Source organism: Methylobacterium sp. J-048 (assembly GCF_022829515.1).
GTDB lineage: Bacteria > Pseudomonadota > Alphaproteobacteria > Rhizobiales > Beijerinckiaceae > Methylobacterium.
Window position 1 is genome coordinate 16,913 of the sequence record NZ_JAKSYL010000204.1, and the last position, 17,902, is coordinate 34,814.

20 protein-coding genes are annotated in these 17,902 nt (G+C 71.0%); 12 read left to right on the forward strand and 8 right to left on the reverse strand.

All coding sequences use genetic code 11. From position 1 onward, the window contains the following. The first annotated feature begins 92 nt into the window (after positions 1 to 92). From MKL09_RS20555 to MKL09_RS20565, 3 genes are all read left to right on the forward strand, one after another. Positions 93 to 767, forward strand: a complete 675-nt coding sequence (locus MKL09_RS20555) for a DUF1007 family protein (RefSeq protein ID WP_244023207.1) — start codon at positions 93 to 95, stop codon at positions 765 to 767. Then, entirely contained in the window at positions 758 to 1,750 is a 993-nt protein-coding gene (locus MKL09_RS20560) for a nickel/cobalt transporter (RefSeq protein ID WP_244023209.1), read from the forward strand. Before MKL09_RS20555 ends, MKL09_RS20560 begins: the two co-directional genes overlap by 10 nt. A 137-nt stretch (positions 1,751 to 1,887) precedes the next feature. Further along, positions 1,888 to 2,604: a hypothetical protein gene (locus tag MKL09_RS20565; protein ID WP_244023211.1), complete on the forward strand. Its 717-nt coding sequence runs from the start codon at positions 1,888 to 1,890 to the stop codon at positions 2,602 to 2,604. Here MKL09_RS20565 and MKL09_RS20570 read toward each other — a convergent pair whose 3' ends face one another. Further along, positions 2,605 to 3,192 (reverse strand): histidine phosphatase family protein, encoded by a 588-nt coding sequence (locus MKL09_RS20570; RefSeq protein ID WP_244023213.1) that lies wholly within the window; start codon positions 3,190 to 3,192, stop codon positions 2,605 to 2,607. 38 nt (positions 3,193 to 3,230) lie between these two features. Continuing rightward, a complete protein-coding gene (locus MKL09_RS20575; RefSeq protein ID WP_244023215.1) occupies positions 3,231 to 3,626 on the reverse strand; it encodes a VOC family protein in 396 nt (131 codons plus the stop codon). 405 nt (positions 3,627 to 4,031) lie between these two features. Between MKL09_RS20575 and MKL09_RS20580 the strand changes: the two genes are divergently transcribed. Continuing rightward, the gene (locus MKL09_RS20580) at positions 4,032 to 5,723 is read left to right on the forward strand and encodes a methyl-accepting chemotaxis protein (protein ID WP_244023217.1); all 1,692 of its coding nucleotides are present in this window, start codon (positions 4,032 to 4,034) and stop codon (positions 5,721 to 5,723) included. A gap of 301 nt (positions 5,724 to 6,024) precedes the next feature. Here MKL09_RS20580 and MKL09_RS20585 read toward each other — a convergent pair whose 3' ends face one another. Beyond that, positions 6,025 to 6,735, reverse strand: a complete 711-nt coding sequence (locus tag MKL09_RS20585; protein WP_244023219.1) for a L,D-transpeptidase — start codon at positions 6,733 to 6,735, stop codon at positions 6,025 to 6,027. A gap of 247 nt (positions 6,736 to 6,982) precedes the next feature. Between MKL09_RS20585 and MKL09_RS20590 the strand changes: the two genes are divergently transcribed. Continuing rightward, complete coding sequence (locus MKL09_RS20590) at positions 6,983 to 8,101, forward strand: metallophosphoesterase (RefSeq protein WP_244023221.1); 1,119 nt, start codon at positions 6,983 to 6,985, stop codon at positions 8,099 to 8,101. A gap of 54 nt (positions 8,102 to 8,155) precedes the next feature. Here the strand turns inward: MKL09_RS20590 and recF are convergent, their stop codons facing one another. The 3 genes from recF to dnaN all read right to left on the reverse strand — a co-directional run bounded on the left by recF (position 8,156) and on the right by dnaN (position 10,920). Beyond that, positions 8,156 to 9,310 carry a DNA replication/repair protein RecF gene (recF, locus tag MKL09_RS20595; RefSeq protein WP_244023223.1) on the reverse strand — a complete coding sequence of 385 codons (1,155 nt, stop codon included), beginning with the start codon at positions 9,308 to 9,310 and terminating at the stop codon, positions 8,156 to 8,158. A gap of 263 nt (positions 9,311 to 9,573) precedes the next feature. Next, complete coding sequence (locus MKL09_RS20600; protein ID WP_244023225.1) at positions 9,574 to 9,789, reverse strand: hypothetical protein; 216 nt, start codon at positions 9,787 to 9,789, stop codon at positions 9,574 to 9,576. 9 nt (positions 9,790 to 9,798) lie between these two features. Next, positions 9,799 to 10,920, reverse strand: coding sequence for a DNA polymerase III subunit beta (dnaN, locus tag MKL09_RS20605; RefSeq protein WP_244023227.1), 1,122 nt, complete (start codon positions 10,918 to 10,920; stop codon positions 9,799 to 9,801). Positions 10,921 to 11,141: 221 nt separating this feature from the next. On the opposite strand from dnaN, the gene MKL09_RS20610 reads away from it, so the two are divergent. Then, positions 11,142 to 12,452, forward strand: coding sequence for an MFS transporter (locus MKL09_RS20610; protein WP_244023229.1), 1,311 nt, complete (start codon positions 11,142 to 11,144; stop codon positions 12,450 to 12,452). 24 nt (positions 12,453 to 12,476) lie between these two features. On the opposite strand, the gene MKL09_RS20615 is transcribed toward MKL09_RS20610, so the two are convergent. Both MKL09_RS20615 and MKL09_RS20620 read right to left on the reverse strand, forming a co-directional pair. Next, a complete protein-coding gene (locus tag MKL09_RS20615) occupies positions 12,477 to 12,695 on the reverse strand; it encodes a hypothetical protein (RefSeq protein ID WP_244023231.1) in 219 nt (72 codons plus the stop codon). Positions 12,696 to 12,756: 61 nt separating this feature from the next. Then, on the reverse strand, positions 12,757 to 13,989 hold the full coding sequence (locus tag MKL09_RS20620; protein WP_244023233.1) for a hypothetical protein: 1,233 nt from the start codon (positions 13,987 to 13,989) through the stop codon (positions 12,757 to 12,759). A gap of 330 nt (positions 13,990 to 14,319) precedes the next feature. Here MKL09_RS20620 and flgB point away from each other — a divergent pair, with 330 nt between their 5' ends. The 6 genes from flgB to flhB are packed head-to-tail and all read left to right on the forward strand — an operon-like array spanning position 14,320 to position 17,759. Further along, positions 14,320 to 14,724, forward strand: a complete 405-nt coding sequence (flgB, locus tag MKL09_RS20625; protein ID WP_244023235.1) for a flagellar basal body rod protein FlgB — start codon at positions 14,320 to 14,322, stop codon at positions 14,722 to 14,724. A gap of 58 nt (positions 14,725 to 14,782) precedes the next feature. Beyond that, entirely contained in the window at positions 14,783 to 15,190 is a 408-nt protein-coding gene (flgC, locus tag MKL09_RS20630; RefSeq protein ID WP_244023237.1) for a flagellar basal body rod protein FlgC, read from the forward strand. Between the two features lie 19 nt (positions 15,191 to 15,209). Beyond that, the gene (gene fliE / locus MKL09_RS20635; RefSeq protein ID WP_244023238.1) at positions 15,210 to 15,524 is read left to right on the forward strand and encodes a flagellar hook-basal body complex protein FliE; all 315 of its coding nucleotides are present in this window, start codon (positions 15,210 to 15,212) and stop codon (positions 15,522 to 15,524) included. A 55-nt stretch (positions 15,525 to 15,579) separates the two neighbouring features. Next, positions 15,580 to 15,846 carry a flagellar biosynthesis protein FliQ gene (gene fliQ / locus MKL09_RS20640; protein WP_244023240.1) on the forward strand — a complete coding sequence of 89 codons (267 nt, stop codon included), beginning with the start codon at positions 15,580 to 15,582 and terminating at the stop codon, positions 15,844 to 15,846. 51 nt (positions 15,847 to 15,897) lie between these two features. After that, complete coding sequence (gene fliR, locus MKL09_RS20645) at positions 15,898 to 16,659, forward strand: flagellar biosynthetic protein FliR (RefSeq protein WP_244023242.1); 762 nt, start codon at positions 15,898 to 15,900, stop codon at positions 16,657 to 16,659. 32 nt (positions 16,660 to 16,691) lie between these two features. Further along, positions 16,692 to 17,759, forward strand: coding sequence for a flagellar biosynthesis protein FlhB (gene flhB / locus MKL09_RS20650; protein ID WP_244023244.1), 1,068 nt, complete (start codon positions 16,692 to 16,694; stop codon positions 17,757 to 17,759). Positions 17,760 to 17,902: the final 143 nt, after the last annotated feature.

Genomic DNA, 17,902 nt, shown 5'->3' on the forward strand with positions numbered 1-17,902 from the left:
CGCGGCGGCGCCTCGCTTTCGCCCAACCAGGGGATGAGGAAGGGATCGCGTTTCCCTTGGTCTTCCGCTGCCGCGAGCGTGCCCCCCGCCCCATGCCGATCGCCGCGTTTTTCTCCAAGACCTGCGCCGTCCTCCTGGCCGCCGGCCTCGCCTGCGCCGCCACGGCCGCGTCGGCCCATCCCCATGTCTGGGTCACCGCGAAGGCGCAGCTCGTCTATCAGGACGGCAAGCTCGTCGGCGTGCGCGACACCTGGAGCTTCGACCCCGAATACACGGCCTTCGTCACCCAGGGCCTCGACGCCAACAAGGACGGCACGCTTTCGTCCGACGAGTTGGCCGGGCTCGCCGCCGAGAACACCGCGAACCTCGCCGAGTTCGGCTACTTCACGAAGCTGAAGGTCGGCGGCAAGGACCAGGCCTTCGCCGACCCGAAGGAGCCGGCGATGCGCCTGGAGGGCAAGGCCCTGGAGCTGAGCTTCCTGCTGCCCCTGAAGGCGCCGGTCCAGCAGGGACGGGGCGTCGCCGCCCTGGAGGTGTACGACCCGACCTACTTCGTCAGCTTCTCATTCGCGGAGGGCGCGGACGCCGCCACCCTCGCGGGCGCGCCGCAGGGCTGCGCCGCCACCGTCACGCGACCGAAGACCGAGCAGCCCAAGACCGCCGAGGCCGGCTCCCCGGGCATGACTGAGGCGTTCTTCGAGGCGCTCACCGCCGCCTCGTCCTACGGGGTCCAGTTCGCCAGCCGGGTCCTGGTCGCGTGTCCGTAGGGATCGGCCTCGACGCGCCGCCCCGGCCGGAGCGGCTCGGATTGCGGCTCGGGCTGATGGCCGGCGCCGTGGTGCTGGCCGCCGGCGTGGCCGCCGGGCTGGCCTGGCTGATCGCCCCCGGGATCGCCGCGCCGCCGCCGCGCTCGCCGTTCGGCATCGGTTTTCGCGAAGCGGCCCCGTCCGCCACCGGTCTCGGCGGCGTGATCCTGGCGCTGCAGGCGAGTTTTTCCCGCAGCCTCAACGGTGCCGTGGTGGCGCTGAAGGGCGGCGGCGACTGGGCGCCGCTGATCGGGCTCGCCTTCGCGTATGGCGTGTTCCACGCCGCCGGCCCCGGCCACGGCAAGGCGGTGATCGCCGGCTATATCCTGGCCGGGGAGCAGGCCCTGCGCCGGGGCTGCGTGCTCAGTGCCTGCGCGGCCCTGCTCCAGGCGCTGGTCGCCGGGGCGATCGTCGGGATCGGCACCGTGGTGCTGAACGCCACCGCCGCGGGCGTGACCCGGGCCGGAACCGCGATCGAGACCGTCAGCTTTACCCTCGTCGCCCTGGTCGGGCTGGCGCTGACCTGGCGCAAGGCCGGGCGGCTCGTCCAGCTCGGGACGCCCTGCGGCCCCGGCTGCGCCCACCTGCCCGATGCTGGGACGCTCGACGCCCTCGACGGCTGGTGCGCCCGTGCCGGCGTGGTCCTGGCAGCGGGATCGCGGCCCTGCGCCGGGGCCGTGCTGGTCCTGGTCTTCGCGGTCTCGCAGGGTGTGCCGGGGGCGGGGATCCTGGCGGTGCTGGCCATGGCGCTGGGCACCGCGCTGACCACCACGGCCCTGGCCTGCCTCGCGGTCTTCGCCAAGCGCGCGGCCCTGCGCCTCGCGGGCGGCCGCGGCCAGGCGGGCCTGCTGGCGATCGGCGGCCTGGAACTCGTGGCGGCCGCCTTCGTGCTGGTGCTGGGCGCCGCGATGCTGTCCGGCCTCGCACTCAACCTCGGCGGCTGAGTCGCGGATTCAAAAGGTCGAGACCTTTTGCGGCTCCAGGGCGGAGCCCTGGGATCTCGGGGCGCCGGACGCGAAATCGCGTCTCGCCAACGGGACCGGCGCGTGTCACGCTGCCGTCTTGAGGCGGAGGAGCGCGGATGCACGCCGACTTCCAGACGATCCTGAACTGGCGCCTGCTGGCCGGATCGCATCCGTTCCCGGGCCCCGATGGCGGGACCTGCATCAACGAGGCGGCGATCGTGGCCGCGGGACTGCCTTACCGGGCGATCCGCTCCAGTGCCGATTGCCCGCCCTGCTTCTCCCGCCCGATCGCGGCCTACGCGCTGGGTCTCAACGACGCGATGCCGGACGAGGCCCGGCCGCAATTGATCGCCTTCGTGCTGCGGCTCTCCGGCAGCGCGGACCGGCCGGCGGTAGAAGCCGCTCGCACCCGGCGTCTCGCCCTGGAGAGCATCCGGCAGATCCTGGCGCCGCTCTGCGCCCGCGCCGGCATGGCCGAGCATGCCGAGGCCTGCGCCGGGGCGCCGGACCTGCCCCTGGCGCTGGTGGCCGCGCGCTCGGCCGAATGGCGAGGCGGCGCGCTCGCGCAGGAGGCCGCCCGGGCGCGGCGCTGGCGGGACGGCGCGCTGCAATCCGCGGTCGCCCGTACCGCGACGGCGGCACAGCGCGCCGCCGAGGATGCCCGCTGCGCCGCCGAGGTCGCCGAGGGCGCGGCCCCGTTCGTACAGGATACCTGGGCGCGGGCCTGCGCGATCCTCGACAACGCGCTCACCATCGGCCGGCAGGCGTTGGAGATCGACCTGCCCGGCGCCCGCGCGCGCCTCGATGCGGCCCGGGCCGGCGCTTTGGCCTGATCAGGCCAGGGCGGGCTCGGCCGTGAGATCCAGCTCGATGGAGGCGCAGTTCTCCAGGAACGTGCCGGTGAGGTGATAGAAGAACGTCCCGTGACCGACCACCGCGATGGTCGTCTCGGGGCGCGCCCGCAGCCAGTCCCGGAACCCGGCGACGCGGGCGTCGAACAGGGGGCGCGGCTCCACCGGGTAGCCGCCGACCTCGCAGCCGGGCTCCGCGTGCCACCAGATCTCGGGCAGGTGCCCGACATCGAGATGCGGGAACTCGGCGGCGATCTCGGAGGCGGCCCGGCCGACGTCGCAGCTGCTCTCCTGGCATTCCCGGTGCAGCACCTCGACCAGCACGCGCGGCTGGTTCGGGTGCTCGCCGAACAGGATCGCCGCGGTCTCGATCGCCCGGGTCAGCGGCGAGACCACCACCAGCTCGAACGGGATGTCCGTCAGGCGCTCGCGCGCCTCGCGGGCCTGTGCCTGGCCCCGCGGGGTCAGCCGGGCGTCGAGGTGGCCGGGATCGCCGCCCCCGAGACGATGGGCGGCGTTGAAGGTCGATTCGCCGTGGCGGATGCAGACGATGCGGGTGGTCTCGGGCATGAGGCTCGGATGTGTCGCGTGTCGGGATGGCGGGACGCTCAGGCGAAACGGCCGCCGCGCTGGATGACCTCGATCTTGTAGCCGTCCGGGTCGGTGGCGAAGAAGAACCGCGCCAGCACGGTCTCGCCGTGCTTGAGGGCCTTCACGTCCGTGGCCGGAAAACCTTCGCGGACGTGCCGGGCGTGCTCGGCCTCGACGTCGTCGACCACGACGGCGATGTGGCCGTAGCCGTCGCCGAGATCGTAGGGCTTGTCGCGGCTCTTGTTCACCGTGAGCTCGAGCTCGAACGGCGAGGCCGGGTCGCGCAGGTAGATCAGCGTGAAATCGTCGAAGTCGTAGCGGTCGGCGGGCTCGAAGCCGAAGGCGCGCGCGTAGTAATCCCGCGCGCGCTCTTCGTCGCGGACGCGGATCATGGCATGGACGGGCTTGGACATTCCGGTTCCTGCGAAGAATTCGGGACGCGGCCTATGTGGCGCCGTCCCCGCCCGGCGGAAAGGGCGGACATCCCGTCGCGGCGCCCCACCGCCATGGCACGGCCACCGAACGTCGCTTGCAAGGCGATGCTCGGATTACGAGCTCGAATTAAAGACTTCGTTCGACACGGCCCGATATGCGCCCTCGACGGATCATGTTTTCGGATCTTTCTTCTTGCTGAATCCGTCGCTATCGGCCTCGATCCTTCAACTCAATTGGCAAAAACATTTTACTGAAATCACAAAATTGCTCCCTCCCGCATGAACAGTTCAGATTTTAGGGCAGGATTAACCGGGCTGCGGTATCATGGATCCTGATCAGGTCCGCGATTCGGGACCGACCTGGCCTGCCGGAACCAAACAGACATGCCGCGCCTGTCGAATCTCAAGATTATCACCAAGCTGTTGACCATCGTCACCCTGATCGGCGTCATGGTCGGCGCCGGGGTCTGGTACGCCCAGTCGCGGATGAGCCAGATCGACGACGGCTATAGCGCGTTCATCAGCAACGACGCCATCGCCGTGGCACAGAGCCGCCGCATCAACCGCTTCGTCTTCGAACTCAACTACTACGTCTATCGGATCATCGCCGAGACCGACGCGGCCCAGATCGCGTCCGCCAATGCCGGGTTCGAGGCCGCCGTGCCCAACCTGAAGGCGACGCTCCAGTCTCTGCACGATCGTGCCCCCCGATTCGCGAGCCGGGTCGAGACGCTGGAGGCGCGGATCGACCGGTTCCTGCAGGACGTGACCGAGGTGCGCCGCCTCGGCAGCGCCAATCAGAACGACGAGGCGATCACGCTGGTCCATTCGGCGATCGACCCGATCTTTTCCGGCCTGGCGGTGGAGGGCAACGCGCTCGCCAACGACATCAACGCCTACATGCAGAAGGGGTCCGACGACCTGACGGCCCAGACCAACGCCACACGCCTCACCCTGATGATCTTCAGCGGCGCCGGGATGCTCGTCGGCCTGATCGCGGCGGCGTTCATCGCGATGGTCGGCATCACCCGCCCGCTCGACCGCCTCGTCGCCGTCCTGCAGCGGATGGCGCGGGGCGAGATCGATGCCGAGATCGCCGAGGCCGCTCGCAAGGACGAGATCGGCGCCGTCGGCAAGGCCGTGGAGGGCATCAAGGCGATGGTCGCCCAAAAGGCCGCCGAGGACGCCGAAATCCGGCGCATCGCCGAGGAAGCCGCTGCGGCCGCGCGCAAGCGGACCATGCTGGAGCTGGCCGACGGGTTCGAGCGCGCCGTTGGCGGCATCGTCGGCCTGGTCTCGTCGTCCGCGACGGAGCTGCAGGCGACCGCCCAGACCATGACGGCGAGCGCCACGCAGACCGCCAGCCAGTCCACCACGGTGGCGGCCGCCGCCGAGGAAGCCGCCGCCAATGTCGAGACCGTGGCGGCCGCCGCCGAGGAGCTGGGCTCGTCCGTGCAGGAGATCGGCCGGCAGGTCCTGGGCTCGGCCAGCCTCGCCCAGACGGCGGTCGGCGAGGCGGACCAGACCCATCATCTCGTGCAGGCGCTCAGCCAGGCGGCCACCCGCATCGGCGACATGGTCGGGCTGATCTCGACCATCGCCGGCCAGACCAACCTGCTGGCGCTCAACGCCACGATCGAGGCGGCCCGGGCCGGGGAGGCGGGGCGAGGCTTTGCCGTGGTCGCGTCCGAGGTGAAGGAGCTGGCGGCCCAGACCGCCAAGGCGACCGAGGAGATCAGTCAGCAGATCGGGCAGATCCAGGGCGTGACCGGCCAGGCCGTCACGGCGATCGGAGGCATCACCGCGCGCATCCGGGAGATCGACTCGGTGGCGACCTCGATCGCCGCGGCGGTCGAGGAGCAGGGCGCCGCCACCCAGGAGATCGTGCGCAACGTCGCCCAGGCGGCCACCGGGACCAACGAGGTCACGAGCAACATCGCCGGCGTGGCCCAGGCCTCCGAGGAGACCGGCTCCGCCGCGAGCCAGGTGCTCGATGCGGCCGGCGAGCTGTCGCGCCAGTCGGAGCATCTGGGTGCCGAGGTCTCGCGCTTCCTCGCCACCGTACGGGCGGCGTAAGCCGCGCCGTCCTCGCGGGGACCCGAGCGGGCTTGCAGAGTCACCCAGCGAGTCCGGCAGCAAACGTTTGAAAAATCGCGCGTTTTCCCCTCCCCCTTGCGGGGAGGGGTCAGGGGTGGGGGTGGTGCAGGATTGCGCGTCACGGTGCCTTCTGAACCACCCCCACCTCCAACTCCTCCCCGCAAGGGGGAGGAGAGCGCGTTCCGCCTTCAACTGGCCGATGTGTGAACATCGTATTCCGGCCGGATGAGAGCGACGCCCGGTACCGTCCGCACCGGGCGCAAAGCCGAACGTCCGCTGCCTACGCCGGCAGGACGACCACCTTCGTCTTGACCGGTGTGCGCGCGTAGAGGTGGATCATGTCCTGGCTGAGCAGGCCGACGCACCCGCTCGTGATCCCGGAGCCGATCGTCTCGGGATCGCTGCTGGCGTAGATCGTGTAGAGCGTATAGGCGCCGTTCTGGTAGAGATGGAGGGTGCGGGCGCCGAGCGGGTTGTCGAGGCCGCCCGGCATGCCGCGGGCGTATTTGGCCGCCTCGGGCTGGCGCTTGATCATCTCCTTGGGCGGCGTCCAGGTCGCCCATTCGGACTTGCGGCCGACATAGGCGTCGCCGCTCCACAGGAACCCGTCGCGGCCGACATTGGCGCCGTACCGGGTGGCGGATCCGTCGCCCTCGACGCGGTAGACGTAGTAGTTGCCGGGATCGACGATGATCGTGCCGGCGGCCTCCTTCGTGTCGTAGCGGACCGTCCGACGATAGTACTTCGGATCGACCTTGCTGATGTCGACCGCCGGGATCGGAAACTTCTCGTCGGGCATCGGCCCGTAGACCTTCGCCGCCTCGGCGAGGAGCAGGCCGTCGGAGGTCGCGCAGCCGGCAAGTCCCAGCGCGCCGAGACCGGCGGCCGATCCGGCCAGAAACGACCGGCGGCTGAGAAGCCCCGCCGGACGCCCGCGCAGAGCGGCGTCATCCCTGTCGCCGGCACCGGCGTCCCAACCGTCCCTGATCATGATCCCGGACTTCCTATGATCCGCGGCCCGATGCGGTAACGCTCCGGCCTCTACCAATCGCGCGTACGGCTAAGCTTTAGATTGGCAAGGCCGATCCCGACTGACAAGCTCGGCCTTTAGGTCGAGACTGTGGCGAAAACGTTTCGGCGTCCGGATCCGGCGAGGAACCCGGATCGGGCCAAACCCGTCCCGCATGCCGCACGGCAAGCTTTGCCTTCAGGGCGTCGCCCGGTCCATGGAGAGGCCCATGATCCGCCTCATCCCCAGCCTGCCCGCTGTCTACGTCATCGCGCGGGGGGTGTGGCCCTTGCCATGGCCGCTTGCCCTTAAACTGGGCGTGGCTGCTGCCTTGCTGGTCGCGTCCCAGTTCCACCTGTGGAGCCGCCTCTCCTCCGGATCGGTCTTCGCACCCGAGTTCCCCCGCCCGGTGGTGGTCCTGTTCAATGGGGCGTTCGGCGCGATCGCGCTGGCGGCCCCCATGCTGCTTACCCTCGATGTGGCAGCGCTGGTCTCCCTGGCCCTGCCCGGGGGTGGTTGGGCGATCCCCGCCGCCTGGCGCTACGTGGTGCTCCTCGTGGCCGCGATCCTGGCGGCGATCGCCGTGCGGCAGGCCGTGCGCGTGCCGCCGTTGAAGGATCTCACCGTCCCGATCGCGGACCTGCCCGCCGGCTTCGACGGCTACACGATCCTGCACCTGACCGACCTGCATATCAGCCGCCTGTTCCCAGCGGCCTGGGCGCGGGCCGTCGTCGTGCGCGCCAACGACCTCGGCACCGACCTGATCGCGGTCACCGGCGACTTCATCGACGGTTCGCTCGCGTCCCGACGGGACGATGTCGAGCCCCTGCGCGCCTTGCGGGCGCGGGACGGCGTCTGGGCCGTGCCGGGCAACCACGAGTACTTCTTCGATCACGATGCCTGGATGCGCCACCTCGCAGGGCTGGAGATCCGCATCCTCGCCAACGCCCACACGGTCCTGCGGCGCGACGGCGGTGCGCTGGTGCTGGCGGGCGTGACCGACCGCTCGGCGCCGGCCACCGGCCACCCGGGCCCCGACCTCGAGGCCGCCCTGGCGGGTACGCCGGCGGGCGCCCCGATCGTGCTGCTCGATCACCAGCCGGCGCGGGCCGCGCGGGCCGCGTCGCGCGGGGTGGCGCTGCAGCTGTCGGGGCATACCCACGGCGGCATGATCCGCGGCCTGGACCGGCTGGTGGCGCGCGGCAATGCCGGGTTCGTCTCCGGGGCGTACCGGGTCGGGGCGATGCTGCTCTACGTCAGCAACGGCACCGCGCTGTGGCCCGGCTTCGCCCTTCGCCTCGGGCGTCCGTCCGAGCTGACGCGGATCACCCTGCGGCGCGCGTCGTGACAGCGATCCGATCCTGAATTCGGTACGGGCGGCCGACAGCCCGACCTCCTCCCGTCACCCCCCGATCCGCAGCACCTCGGTCCGGTCGCCCGCCTGCGCGAAGGCGGCCGGGTCGGCGCCGGTCATCCAGACCTGGCCGGGCAGCGCGTCGAGGGCCTCGAACAGGCCGGCCCGGCGGCGCGGGTCGAGATGCGCCGCGACCTCGTCGAGCAGGATCATCGGGGCGATGCCGCTCATCGCCCGCACCAGCCGGGCATGGGCCAGGACCAAGCCGATCAGCAAGGCTTTCTGCTCGCCTGTCGAGGCGGTGCCGGCCGGGACGTCCTTGGGGCCGTGGCGGACCACGAGATCGGTGGTCTGGGGCCCCGTGAGGGTGCGGCCGGCGGCCCGGTCGCGGTTGCGGCCGTTGCGCAGGGCTAGGCGGAAGCGGTCCTCCGCCTCGATCGCCGGCCAGACCGCCACGAGGTCGTCGAGGTCGCCCTCCAGCCGGATCGATGCCCAGGGAAAGGGCTGGGCGTCGTCCCGGGTCTCGGCGATCAGCCGGTCCAGGCGCTCGGCAGTCTCCCGGCGGGCGAGCGCCACGGCGACGCCGAGTTCGGCGACCTCCCGCTCCACGGCGTCGAGCCAGCGGCCGTCATCGGGGCGGTCCTCCAAGAGGCGGTTGCGCGAGCGCAGGGCCCGCTCCATGGCGGAGACCCGCGCCCCGTGGCCGGCATCCACCGCCAGGACGAGGCGGTCGAGGAACCGGCGCCGGTCGCCGGCGGCGCCGCGGAACAGCCCGTCGAGATCCGGTGTCAGCCAGACCACCCGAACGAACTCGCTGAACGCCACCGGCGAGGACGCGGGGGCGCCGTCGATCCGGCAGAGCCGGCTCGTGCGCCCGTCCGGCCCCGGCGGTTCCAGCCCCGTGCCGAGCCGATGCTCGGCGCCGTCCCGGTCCAGGGTGAGCGAGACGGCGAAGCCCCCCGGGCCGTCCGCGCGCGCCATGGCTGCGAACTCGGCCCGGCGCAGGCCACGGCCCGGCACGAACAGGGAGATCGCCTCAAGCAGGTTGGTCTTGCCGGCGCCGTTCTCGCCGACCAGGGCCACGAAGCGGGCGCCGGGGTTGAGTTCGAGATCGGCGTGGTTGCGGAAGTCGCGGGCGATCAACCGGGTGATGCGCTGGGTCGGCCCGCTGGTCTCGATCTCCGCATCGAGAATATCGGTCATCGGTGGATCCGGGGAGCGAGCCGGACGATGCTCACCGCCCCCTTTGGTTCGACCATCCTGTCCAATCGCCTCGTTCTGAGGCGCCCGCGTCGGCGCCCCACGCAGGAGGCCGCCAGAATTCTTTGCGCGATCCGCAAGCCTCCCGAGAGGCCGACGCTGCGCTCCGGCACCTCGGGATGAAGTGGCCGGGTTCGGATGAATATTGTGCCGCCGGCCGTTTCGCCAGCGGCCGGACCTGCTTCAGTTCGGCACGACGATGAAGGTCAGAGCTCGGCGTTTCTCGGATCGGCGAAACGCGCTGCCAAAGCGTCCAGCGTCGCGTCGAGCGGTTCGTAGTCCCCACTCGCGACACCCTCCCGCCAAGCCGCTCGCAACATCGCGAGATGATCGTCCGCCCGGATCGGCACCCCGACACCGGCGGCGGTCGGCTGATCGAGCGAGGCCTCTTGATGAGGATCGCGGGCGGGCTGGCTCGGCACGGCGAAACCCTACACCCGCATCGGCATCAGCACGTACAGGGCCGGCGCGCCCTCGCGGTCCTGGATCAGGGTCGGCGAGCCCGGGTCGGCGAGCTTGAACAGGGCGGTGTCGCCCTCGAGCTGGGCGGTGATGTCGAGCAGGTAGCGGGCGTTGAAGCCGATATCGAGGCCGGCCGCCTCGTAATCGACGTCGAGCTCTTCCGTGGCGCTGCCCGAATCCGGGTTGTTGACCGAGAGCGCCAGGCGCCCCTCGGTGAGGCCGAGCTTCACGGCGCGGCCGCGCTCGGACGAGATCGTCGAGACCCGGTCCACCGCTTTGGCGAAGGCGTCGCGCTGCACGGTCAGGCGCTTGTCGTTGTTGGCCGGGATCACCCGCTGGTAGTCCGGGAAGGTGCCGTCGATCAGCTTCGAGATCAGGGTCAGGCCGCCGGCGAAGCGCAGGCGGATCTTGGCGGGCGACAGGTCGACCGCGACGGTCTCGCCGCCGTCGTCCAGGAGCTTCTGGATCTCGGCCACCGCCTTGCGGGGGACGATCACGCCGGGCATGCCGACGCTGCCCTGCGGGGCCGGGATCTCGACCCGGGCGAGGCGGTGGCCGTCGGTGGCGACCGCGCGCATCACCGGGCCGGCCTCGGTCTCCAGCGTGTGCAGGTAGATGCCGTTGAGGTAGTAGCGCGTCTCCTCGGTGGAGATCGCGAACTGCGTCTTGTCGATCAGGCGCTTGAGGTCGGCGCTCGCGATCTCGAAGCCGTGCGGCATCTCGCCGGCGGCGAGATCCGGGAAGTCGCCCTCCGGCAGGGCGCCCAGCGCGAAGCGCGACCGGCCCGAGCGGATCGTCATCTGGCCGGATTCGCCGCCGGTCTCCAGGGAGACCTGGGCGCCGTCGGGCAGCTTGCGCACGATGTCGTAGATCACGTGCGCCGGCACCGTGGTGGCGCCGGGATCGGCCACGTCGGCCGGCACGCTCTCGGTGACCTCGATATCGAGGTCGGTCGCGCGGAGCTGCAGGCTCGACCCGTCCGAACGCAGGAGCACGTTCGACAGGATCGGGATCGTGTTGCGGCGCTCGACGACCCGGTGCACGTGGCCGAGCGACCTGAGCAGGGCCGCGCGCTCGACGGTGACTCTCATCGCAGTACTCAAGTGATGTGGGAGGGCGCCGCGGCCGGCATCCCTCACGAAAACAGGCCGATCAGCTTGGCGAAGGGGACAGGCGAACGCAAGGCCGCCGTCGCGGCATCGCACAGCTACGCCGCCGGCCGGTGGGATTCAGGGTTTCCGCGGGGGCCGCCCCGTGCGAAAGCGCCGCGATCAGTCTTAAGCGGCACCGTACCGCCCGAGTCCCACAGATCATGCCGCAAACCGTCGAGACCGCGGGCCCTCAAGGCGCCGCCCCGAGCGCCAGTCCCGGCCGCATCCTGGCCGCGAGCTTCGTCGGCACCGCGATCGAGTTCTTCGATTTCTATATCTACGCGACGGCCACCGCCCTGGTGATCGGCCCGGTCTTCTTTCCGGCGGGCGCACCCGGGGTGCAGCAGCTCAGCGCGTTCGCGACCTTCGCGATCGCGTTCATCGCGCGGCCGTTCGGGGCGGCCCTGTTCGGGCATTTCGGCGACCGCGTCGGCCGCAAGGCGACCCTGGTGGCGTCGCTGCTGATCATGGGCCTGTCCACCGTCCTGATCGGCTGCCTGCCGACCTACGCTACGGCCGGCTGGTGGGCGCCCGCCGCCCTGTGCGTCCTGCGCTGCGGCCAGGGCATCGGCTTCGGCGGCGAGTGGGGCGGGGCCGCCCTGCTGGCGGTGGAGAACGCGCCGCCGGGCAAGCGCGCCTGGTACGGCATCTTTCCGCAACTCGGCGCGCCGGTCGGCTTCATCTTGGCCAATCTCGGCTTCCTGGCCCTCAGCTTCGGCCTGTCGCCCGCGAGTTTTCAGGCCTGGGGCTGGCGCCTGCCGTTCCTGGCCTCAGCTTCCCTGGTCGGGGTCGGCCTATACGTGCGCCTGAAGCTCACCGAGACGCCGGCCTTCAAGGCGGCGCTCAGCGAGGCGCGGCCCGAGCGCGTACCCTTCGCCACGATGCTCACCCAGCACGGCCGCGCGGTCCTGATCGGGACCTTCGCCATGGTGGCGGTCTACGCGGTGTTCTACCTCTCGACGGTGTTCGCGCTGGGCTACGGCACCGGCACGCTGGGCTACACCCGGCCGACCTTCCTGCTGTTCGAGTGCATCGCGGTCTGCTTCATGGCGATCGGGACCGTGATCTCCGGGGCCGCGGCCGACCGGTTCGGGCGCAAGCCGGTGCTGCTCTCCGGGATGGCCGCGGTGTTCGCGCTCGGCTTCCTGATGGGGCCGATGCTGGGGAACGCGGCCGCCGCCGGGACCTGGCCGCCGGTGCTGGGCTTCCTGTGCCTCAGCCTGCTGGCGATGGGCTGGGTGTTCGGCCCGATGGGCGCCGTCCTGCCCGAGCTGTTCCCGACCCGGATCCGCTACACCGGCGCCTCGGTCACCTACAACCTCGCCGGGATCCTGGGCGCCTCGGGCGCGCCCTACATCGCCCAGGAACTGGCGTCCTATGGCGGGATCGGGTTCGTCGGCTTCTATCTCGCGGCCGCGGCGGTTCTGAGCTTCGGCGCCGTGCTGGCCATGCGGGAATCGGCGTACGACTGAGGTCGGTGGTTCGAGCGCCGCCGCTCAGGCGCGGCCCGTCACCGGCTCGTAGCGGGCGAGGAACCGGGTGCGGTCCCACAGCTCGACTGCCGCGTCCCGGACCATGGCCCGTGCGCGGCGACGGGCCTGCGTGTCGTCCTCGGCCGGGATGATCTCGGCCGACGAGACGCGGCCGGCGCGGTCGAGCTTGAACGCCCGGTAGGCGCGGCTTCGCTGAGCGGTCTGTGCGTCCAGGTCGAGCATCGGGTCCTCCTGAGGGCCCGAGACTCCCGAAAAGCGGTTAACCGTCCGTTAGCGCGAGGCGTCAGCTCCGCTTGTCGAGCGGACGACCCAGCAGGCGCGCGAACTCGGCTTCGATCTCCTCCACCGAGAACGGGTTGCCGGCGGTCTTCGGCTCGGGCCGCGGCGGCGCGGGGGGCGCAGTCGGCGGGGCGGGCGCAGGAGATGCCACGGGCGCCGTCGGCCGGGGAGCCGGAGGCTCGGGCGTCGGAGGTACGATCGGCGGCAGCTCGGGCGGGGGCGACGGCATCCGCGGCGCCGGCGGCGGAGCGACCGGCGGGGCAGGGGGCGGGGGAGATGCAGGAGGCGGCGGCGCAGCCGCCATCATCGCGGCCACCGGATCCACCGGCTCGGGCGCCGGCGCGAGCGGCGCGGGCGTCACCGCCGAGGCCGGGCGCGACAGGGCGGCCTGGAGCTGCCGGGCCATGTCGGAGAGCACCGCCGGATCGACGGTCCGGCGCTCGGACGGGACATTCAGGCTCGGCGCGGGCCGGAAGGGCTGGGGGGCGGGCTCCGTGGCCGGCTCGGAGATGGGTTCGGGGGCGGGCTCGAACTTGCGCTCCGAGGCGGGATTGAGCCGCGGCTCGGCCAGAGGCGGCGCGGTGCGGCTCAGGATCCGGCGGGGCGAGAGCGTGTCCCGGAGGACCGGCGGGACCGGTTCCGCCGCGCGGGGCTGCAGCAATGCGGGCGTCGACACCTCCTGGCCCGGCTCGTCGCCGCCCAGCAGGTTGACGTCGAGCGGGAAGGTCACCGGCGGCGCGGCGCCGGAGCGCGGGACCGGCGGCGGTACGACGACGGGCATCTCGAAACCCGGGTCGAACAGTGGCTCGGAGCGGCGGCCGGCGATTTCGGCGAGAGCCCGGGGCGGCTCGGCCAAGCGGCCGCCCTGCGCCATCGGATCCGGCAGCGGCTCGGCCAGGGGCTCGGACCCGCCGTCGGCGCGCAAGGTCGCCTCGGGCATCGGGCGCTGGCTGCGCTGGATGTTGCGCTCGACCACCACGTCGTTGGGGCCGCCCACCAGCAGCAGATGCTCGACATTGTCCCGGCGCAGCAGGATCAACTGCCGGGCGCGGTCGAGCTCGTAGACGTCGACGATCCCGAGCCGAGGCTGGCGGCCGCGGGCCGGCGTGCGCCCAGGCAGGGTCAGGCTGCGTCCGGTGAGGCGCCGCACCGTGAACACGATCGCGGCCAACGCCGTGAAGATGACGGCGAAGATCACGACATACTGGACGATGGGGGAGCCCTCAGAACCGAACACGGATTGCAGCCATGGCAAGGTTACGCACTCGCACGTTTCGGCCGCCGCAGGGCCGCGCCCGGCACGAGCCTCGCTCATACCACGCCGACGGGCCGGCAAGGCAAACGACGTTAAGACTTCGTTAACAGGCCCTTAAGTTTAGCGCCATCTAGACAAGAGGTTGTGAAGCACCGTCGGCCGCCATCCCCAGGAACGTGACCGCGCGCCCACGCCTGGGTTGACCCGACGGGAGCCGGCATCGCCCGCGTTTAACCATGCGTTAACCACGCAGGCGGCAGATTTTGCCGAGCCCGCCCGATCTCGCGCGGCATCGCGAGACCGGAGGCGAACGTGGCCCTGACCGACCTGCCCATCCTCGGGATGCTGCGCACCCGGATGCAATGGGCCCAGGCGCGCCAGGGTCTGATCGCCGAGAACGTCGCCAACGCCGACATGCCGGGCTTCAAGCCGCGCGACCTGGCCGATCTGCGTTTCGACCGGGCTACCGGGGCGGCGGTCACCGCTTCTCCGGGCCTGACGCTGACCAGCCCCGCCCATATCGCGCCGTCCGGTCAGTCGGAGGCCGGGGCCGATGCCAAGGGCGCCAAGCGCTTCGAGATCCGCCCGAGCGGCAACGCGGTCAACCTCGAGGACGAGATGATGAAGGCCGGCGACAACCAGTCGGACTACCAGCTCGCCGCCTCACTCTACCAGCACAGCCTGACCACCCTGAAGATCGCCATCGGCAAGAGCTGACCGCGCCGGAACCGGACTGGACGCGTCGCCCAATCGCGGCGGAGGAGGGCCCTGAGCCATGGAATTCAGCAAGTCGCTCACCGTGGCGGCCGCCGGCCTCAAGGCGCAGTCCGGTCGGATGCGGATCATCGCCGAGAACATCGCCAACGCGGATTCCGCCCCGGCCTCGGCCGGGACCGAGCCGTACCGGCGCAAGATCCCGTCCTTCACCAGTCACATGGACCCGGACAGCGGGGCCAAGCTGGTGGAGGCCGGGCGGGTCCGGCGCGACCAGACCGCGTTCCGGACCAAGTACGAGCCCGGCAATCCGGCGGCCAACGCCCGGGGCGAGGTGCAGATGCCCAACGTCAACGCGCTGATCGAGAATATGGACCTGCGCGAAGCCCAGCGCTCCTACGAGGCGAACCTCAACATGGTGACGTCCACGCGCAAGATGCTGTCGCAGACGCTGTCGATCCTGAAGTGAACGCGAAGGATAGCTAGCGATGGCGACGAGCAATTTCGCGGCCGGTGCCTACGCCGCCGTCCAGGGCATGGCCAGCGGCCGGCCCACCCCAAAGGTCCAGTCGACCGGCGAAGCCGGCGGCAACTTCATGCAGCTCCTCGGCAACGCCCTGGACACTGTCGGCGATGCCGGGCGGCGGGCCGACGGCCAGGCGGTCTCGGCGGCCTCCGGCAAGGCCAACGTCGTCGACGTGGTCACCGCGGTGGCCGAGAGCGAGACCGCCCTGCAGACCATGGTGGCGGTGCGCGACCGCATGATCTCTGCCTACGAAGAGATCATGCGGATGCAGATCTAAGCATATCCCGGCCGATCCCGGATTTCCCCTGCCTCCCTTTTGAGCAAGTTACTCCATGACCGGCCTGGCCATCCTCGACGTCGCGCGCGACGGCATCTTCGTGTTCCTCAAGGTCGCCGGCCCGCTGATGCTGGTCGCGCTCGCGGTCGGGCTGGTCGTCTCGCTGGTCCAGGCCCTGACGCAGGTCCAGGAGCAGACCCTGATCTACGTGCCCAAGATCGTCGCGGTGTTCGCCGCACTCCTGCTGATGCTGCCGTTCATCGGCGACGCCATGGCGGGCTACATGACCCGCATCGCCGCCCGCATCGCGATGGGCGGGTGATGGCGACCCCGGGCGCGACAGGGGCGGCGTGCCCGTGCCATAGGGGCGGCGATGAACCTGCTCCTGCCCGGCATCGCCTCGGCCTACCTGATCACCTTCGCCCGGGTCGGCACGCTGATCATGCTGATGCCCGGCGTCGGCGAGCAGATGGTGTCGCCGCGGATGCGGCTGTCCTTCGCGCTGCTGACCACGCTGGTGCTGTTCCCGTCCGTGCGCCCGCTGCTGGGCGGCACCGAGGGCCTGGCCGGACCCCGGCTGATCGGGCTGCTGTTCGCCGAGACGATCGTCGGGCTGGTGCTCGGCCTGTCGGTCCGGATGGTGCTGGCCGCCCTGCAGACCGCCGGGCTGATCATCTCGCAGCAGCTCGGCTTGGCCTACGCCATGACGGTGGACCCGAGCTACGGCGGGCAGCAGGCGGCGCTCGGAAACTTCCTGTCGCTGCTCGGCGTCACGCTGATCTTCGCTGCAGACCTGCACCACCTCGCCATCGAGGGGTTGGCGCAGAGCTACGTGGTGCTGCCCCCGGACGGGGTCCCGGCCTTCTCGGACGCACTGATGCTGGCGCTCAAGGCGCTGACCCGGGGCTTCACCCTGGCGGTGCAGATCTCCGGGCCGTTCATCGCCTTCGGGCTGCTGTTCAACCTCGGGCTCGGGGTGCTGTCGCGGCTGATGCCGCAATTGCAGGTGTTCTTCCTGGCGGTTCCGGCCTCGGTGCTCATCGGCATGCTGATCCTGATGGGCTCGCTCGGCGTCATGATGGGCGTTTTCCTGGACGATCTCGGCCGGTATCTCGGCGAGTTCGTCGGGCGCTGAGCGTCCACACGCACTGAGGTCGAGCAAAAAAGATGGCCGAGGGCGCGGAGCAGGAAGACAAGACCGAAGAGCCGACCCAGCGGCGGCTCGACCAGGCGATCGAGCGCGGCGACGTCGCGACCAGCGCCGAGATCAACACCTTCGCGATCCTCGCCGCGTTCACGCTGGCCCTGGTGATCGCGGCCCCGACCATCGCCCAGAACCTGACACAGGGCCTCAAGGCCTATCTCGCCAACGCCCACACCCTGCCGGACGACGCCACCGCCATGAAGCAGGCGGCGACTCGGGGCCTGTGGCTGTGGCTCGAGGCCGTGGCGGTGCCGGTCGGGATGGCGGCGGCGGCCGGCCTCGCCGCCGGCCTCCTGCAGCACCCGCTGGTCCTCACCACCGAAACCCTGATGCCGAAATTCGACCGCATCTCGCCGATGGCCGGGATCAAGCGGCTGATGGGGATCGAGGCGCTGTTCCAGTTCGGCAAGGGGCTGGCCAAGATCGGCGCGGTCGGCATCGTCGGCGGCGTGCTGCTGTGGAACGACCGCGACCGGCTGGAGGTGTTCGCGAAGCTCGATCCGGCCGGCTGCCTGCCGGCGATCTTCTCCCTCAGCCTGCGGCTGCTCGCCGGCATGCTGTGCATGCACCTGGCGATCACGCTGGGCGACGCGCTCTACGCGCGCTTCCGCTGGCGCAAGCGCCACCGCATGTCGAAGGAGGAGATGAAGCAGGAGATGAAGGAGGCGGACGGCAACCCGGAGATCAAGGGTCGCATGAAGCAGATCCGCATGGCCCGGGCGAAGAAGCGGATGATGACCGCCGTGCCGACCGCCACTGTGGTGGTGACCAACCCGACCCACTACGCGGTGGCTTTGCGCTACGAGGCCGGCATGGCCGCGCCGATCTGTGTCGCCAAGGGCGTCGACGCCCTGGCCCTGCGGATCCGCACCGTGGCGGCCGAGCACGGCGTCGCGGTGATCGAGAACCCGCCGCTCGCCCGGGCGCTGCACGCCACCGTGGAGATCGACCGCGAGATCCCGGCCGAGCATTACCGGGCGGTGGCGGAAGTGATCGGCTTCGTCCTGCGCCTGCGCCGGAGGGCGGCGTAACACCGGCGCCGCCAGACCTGCGCCCGCTCGGTCTCGAGGCCGTGACATTGCCACCCGGGTAGAGGGCCGACGCCAAGGATTTGGAGGAGCGGCCGGCGGCAACCCACGCTCACAGTGAAGACGTCGCTTTCCAACCGTACAGC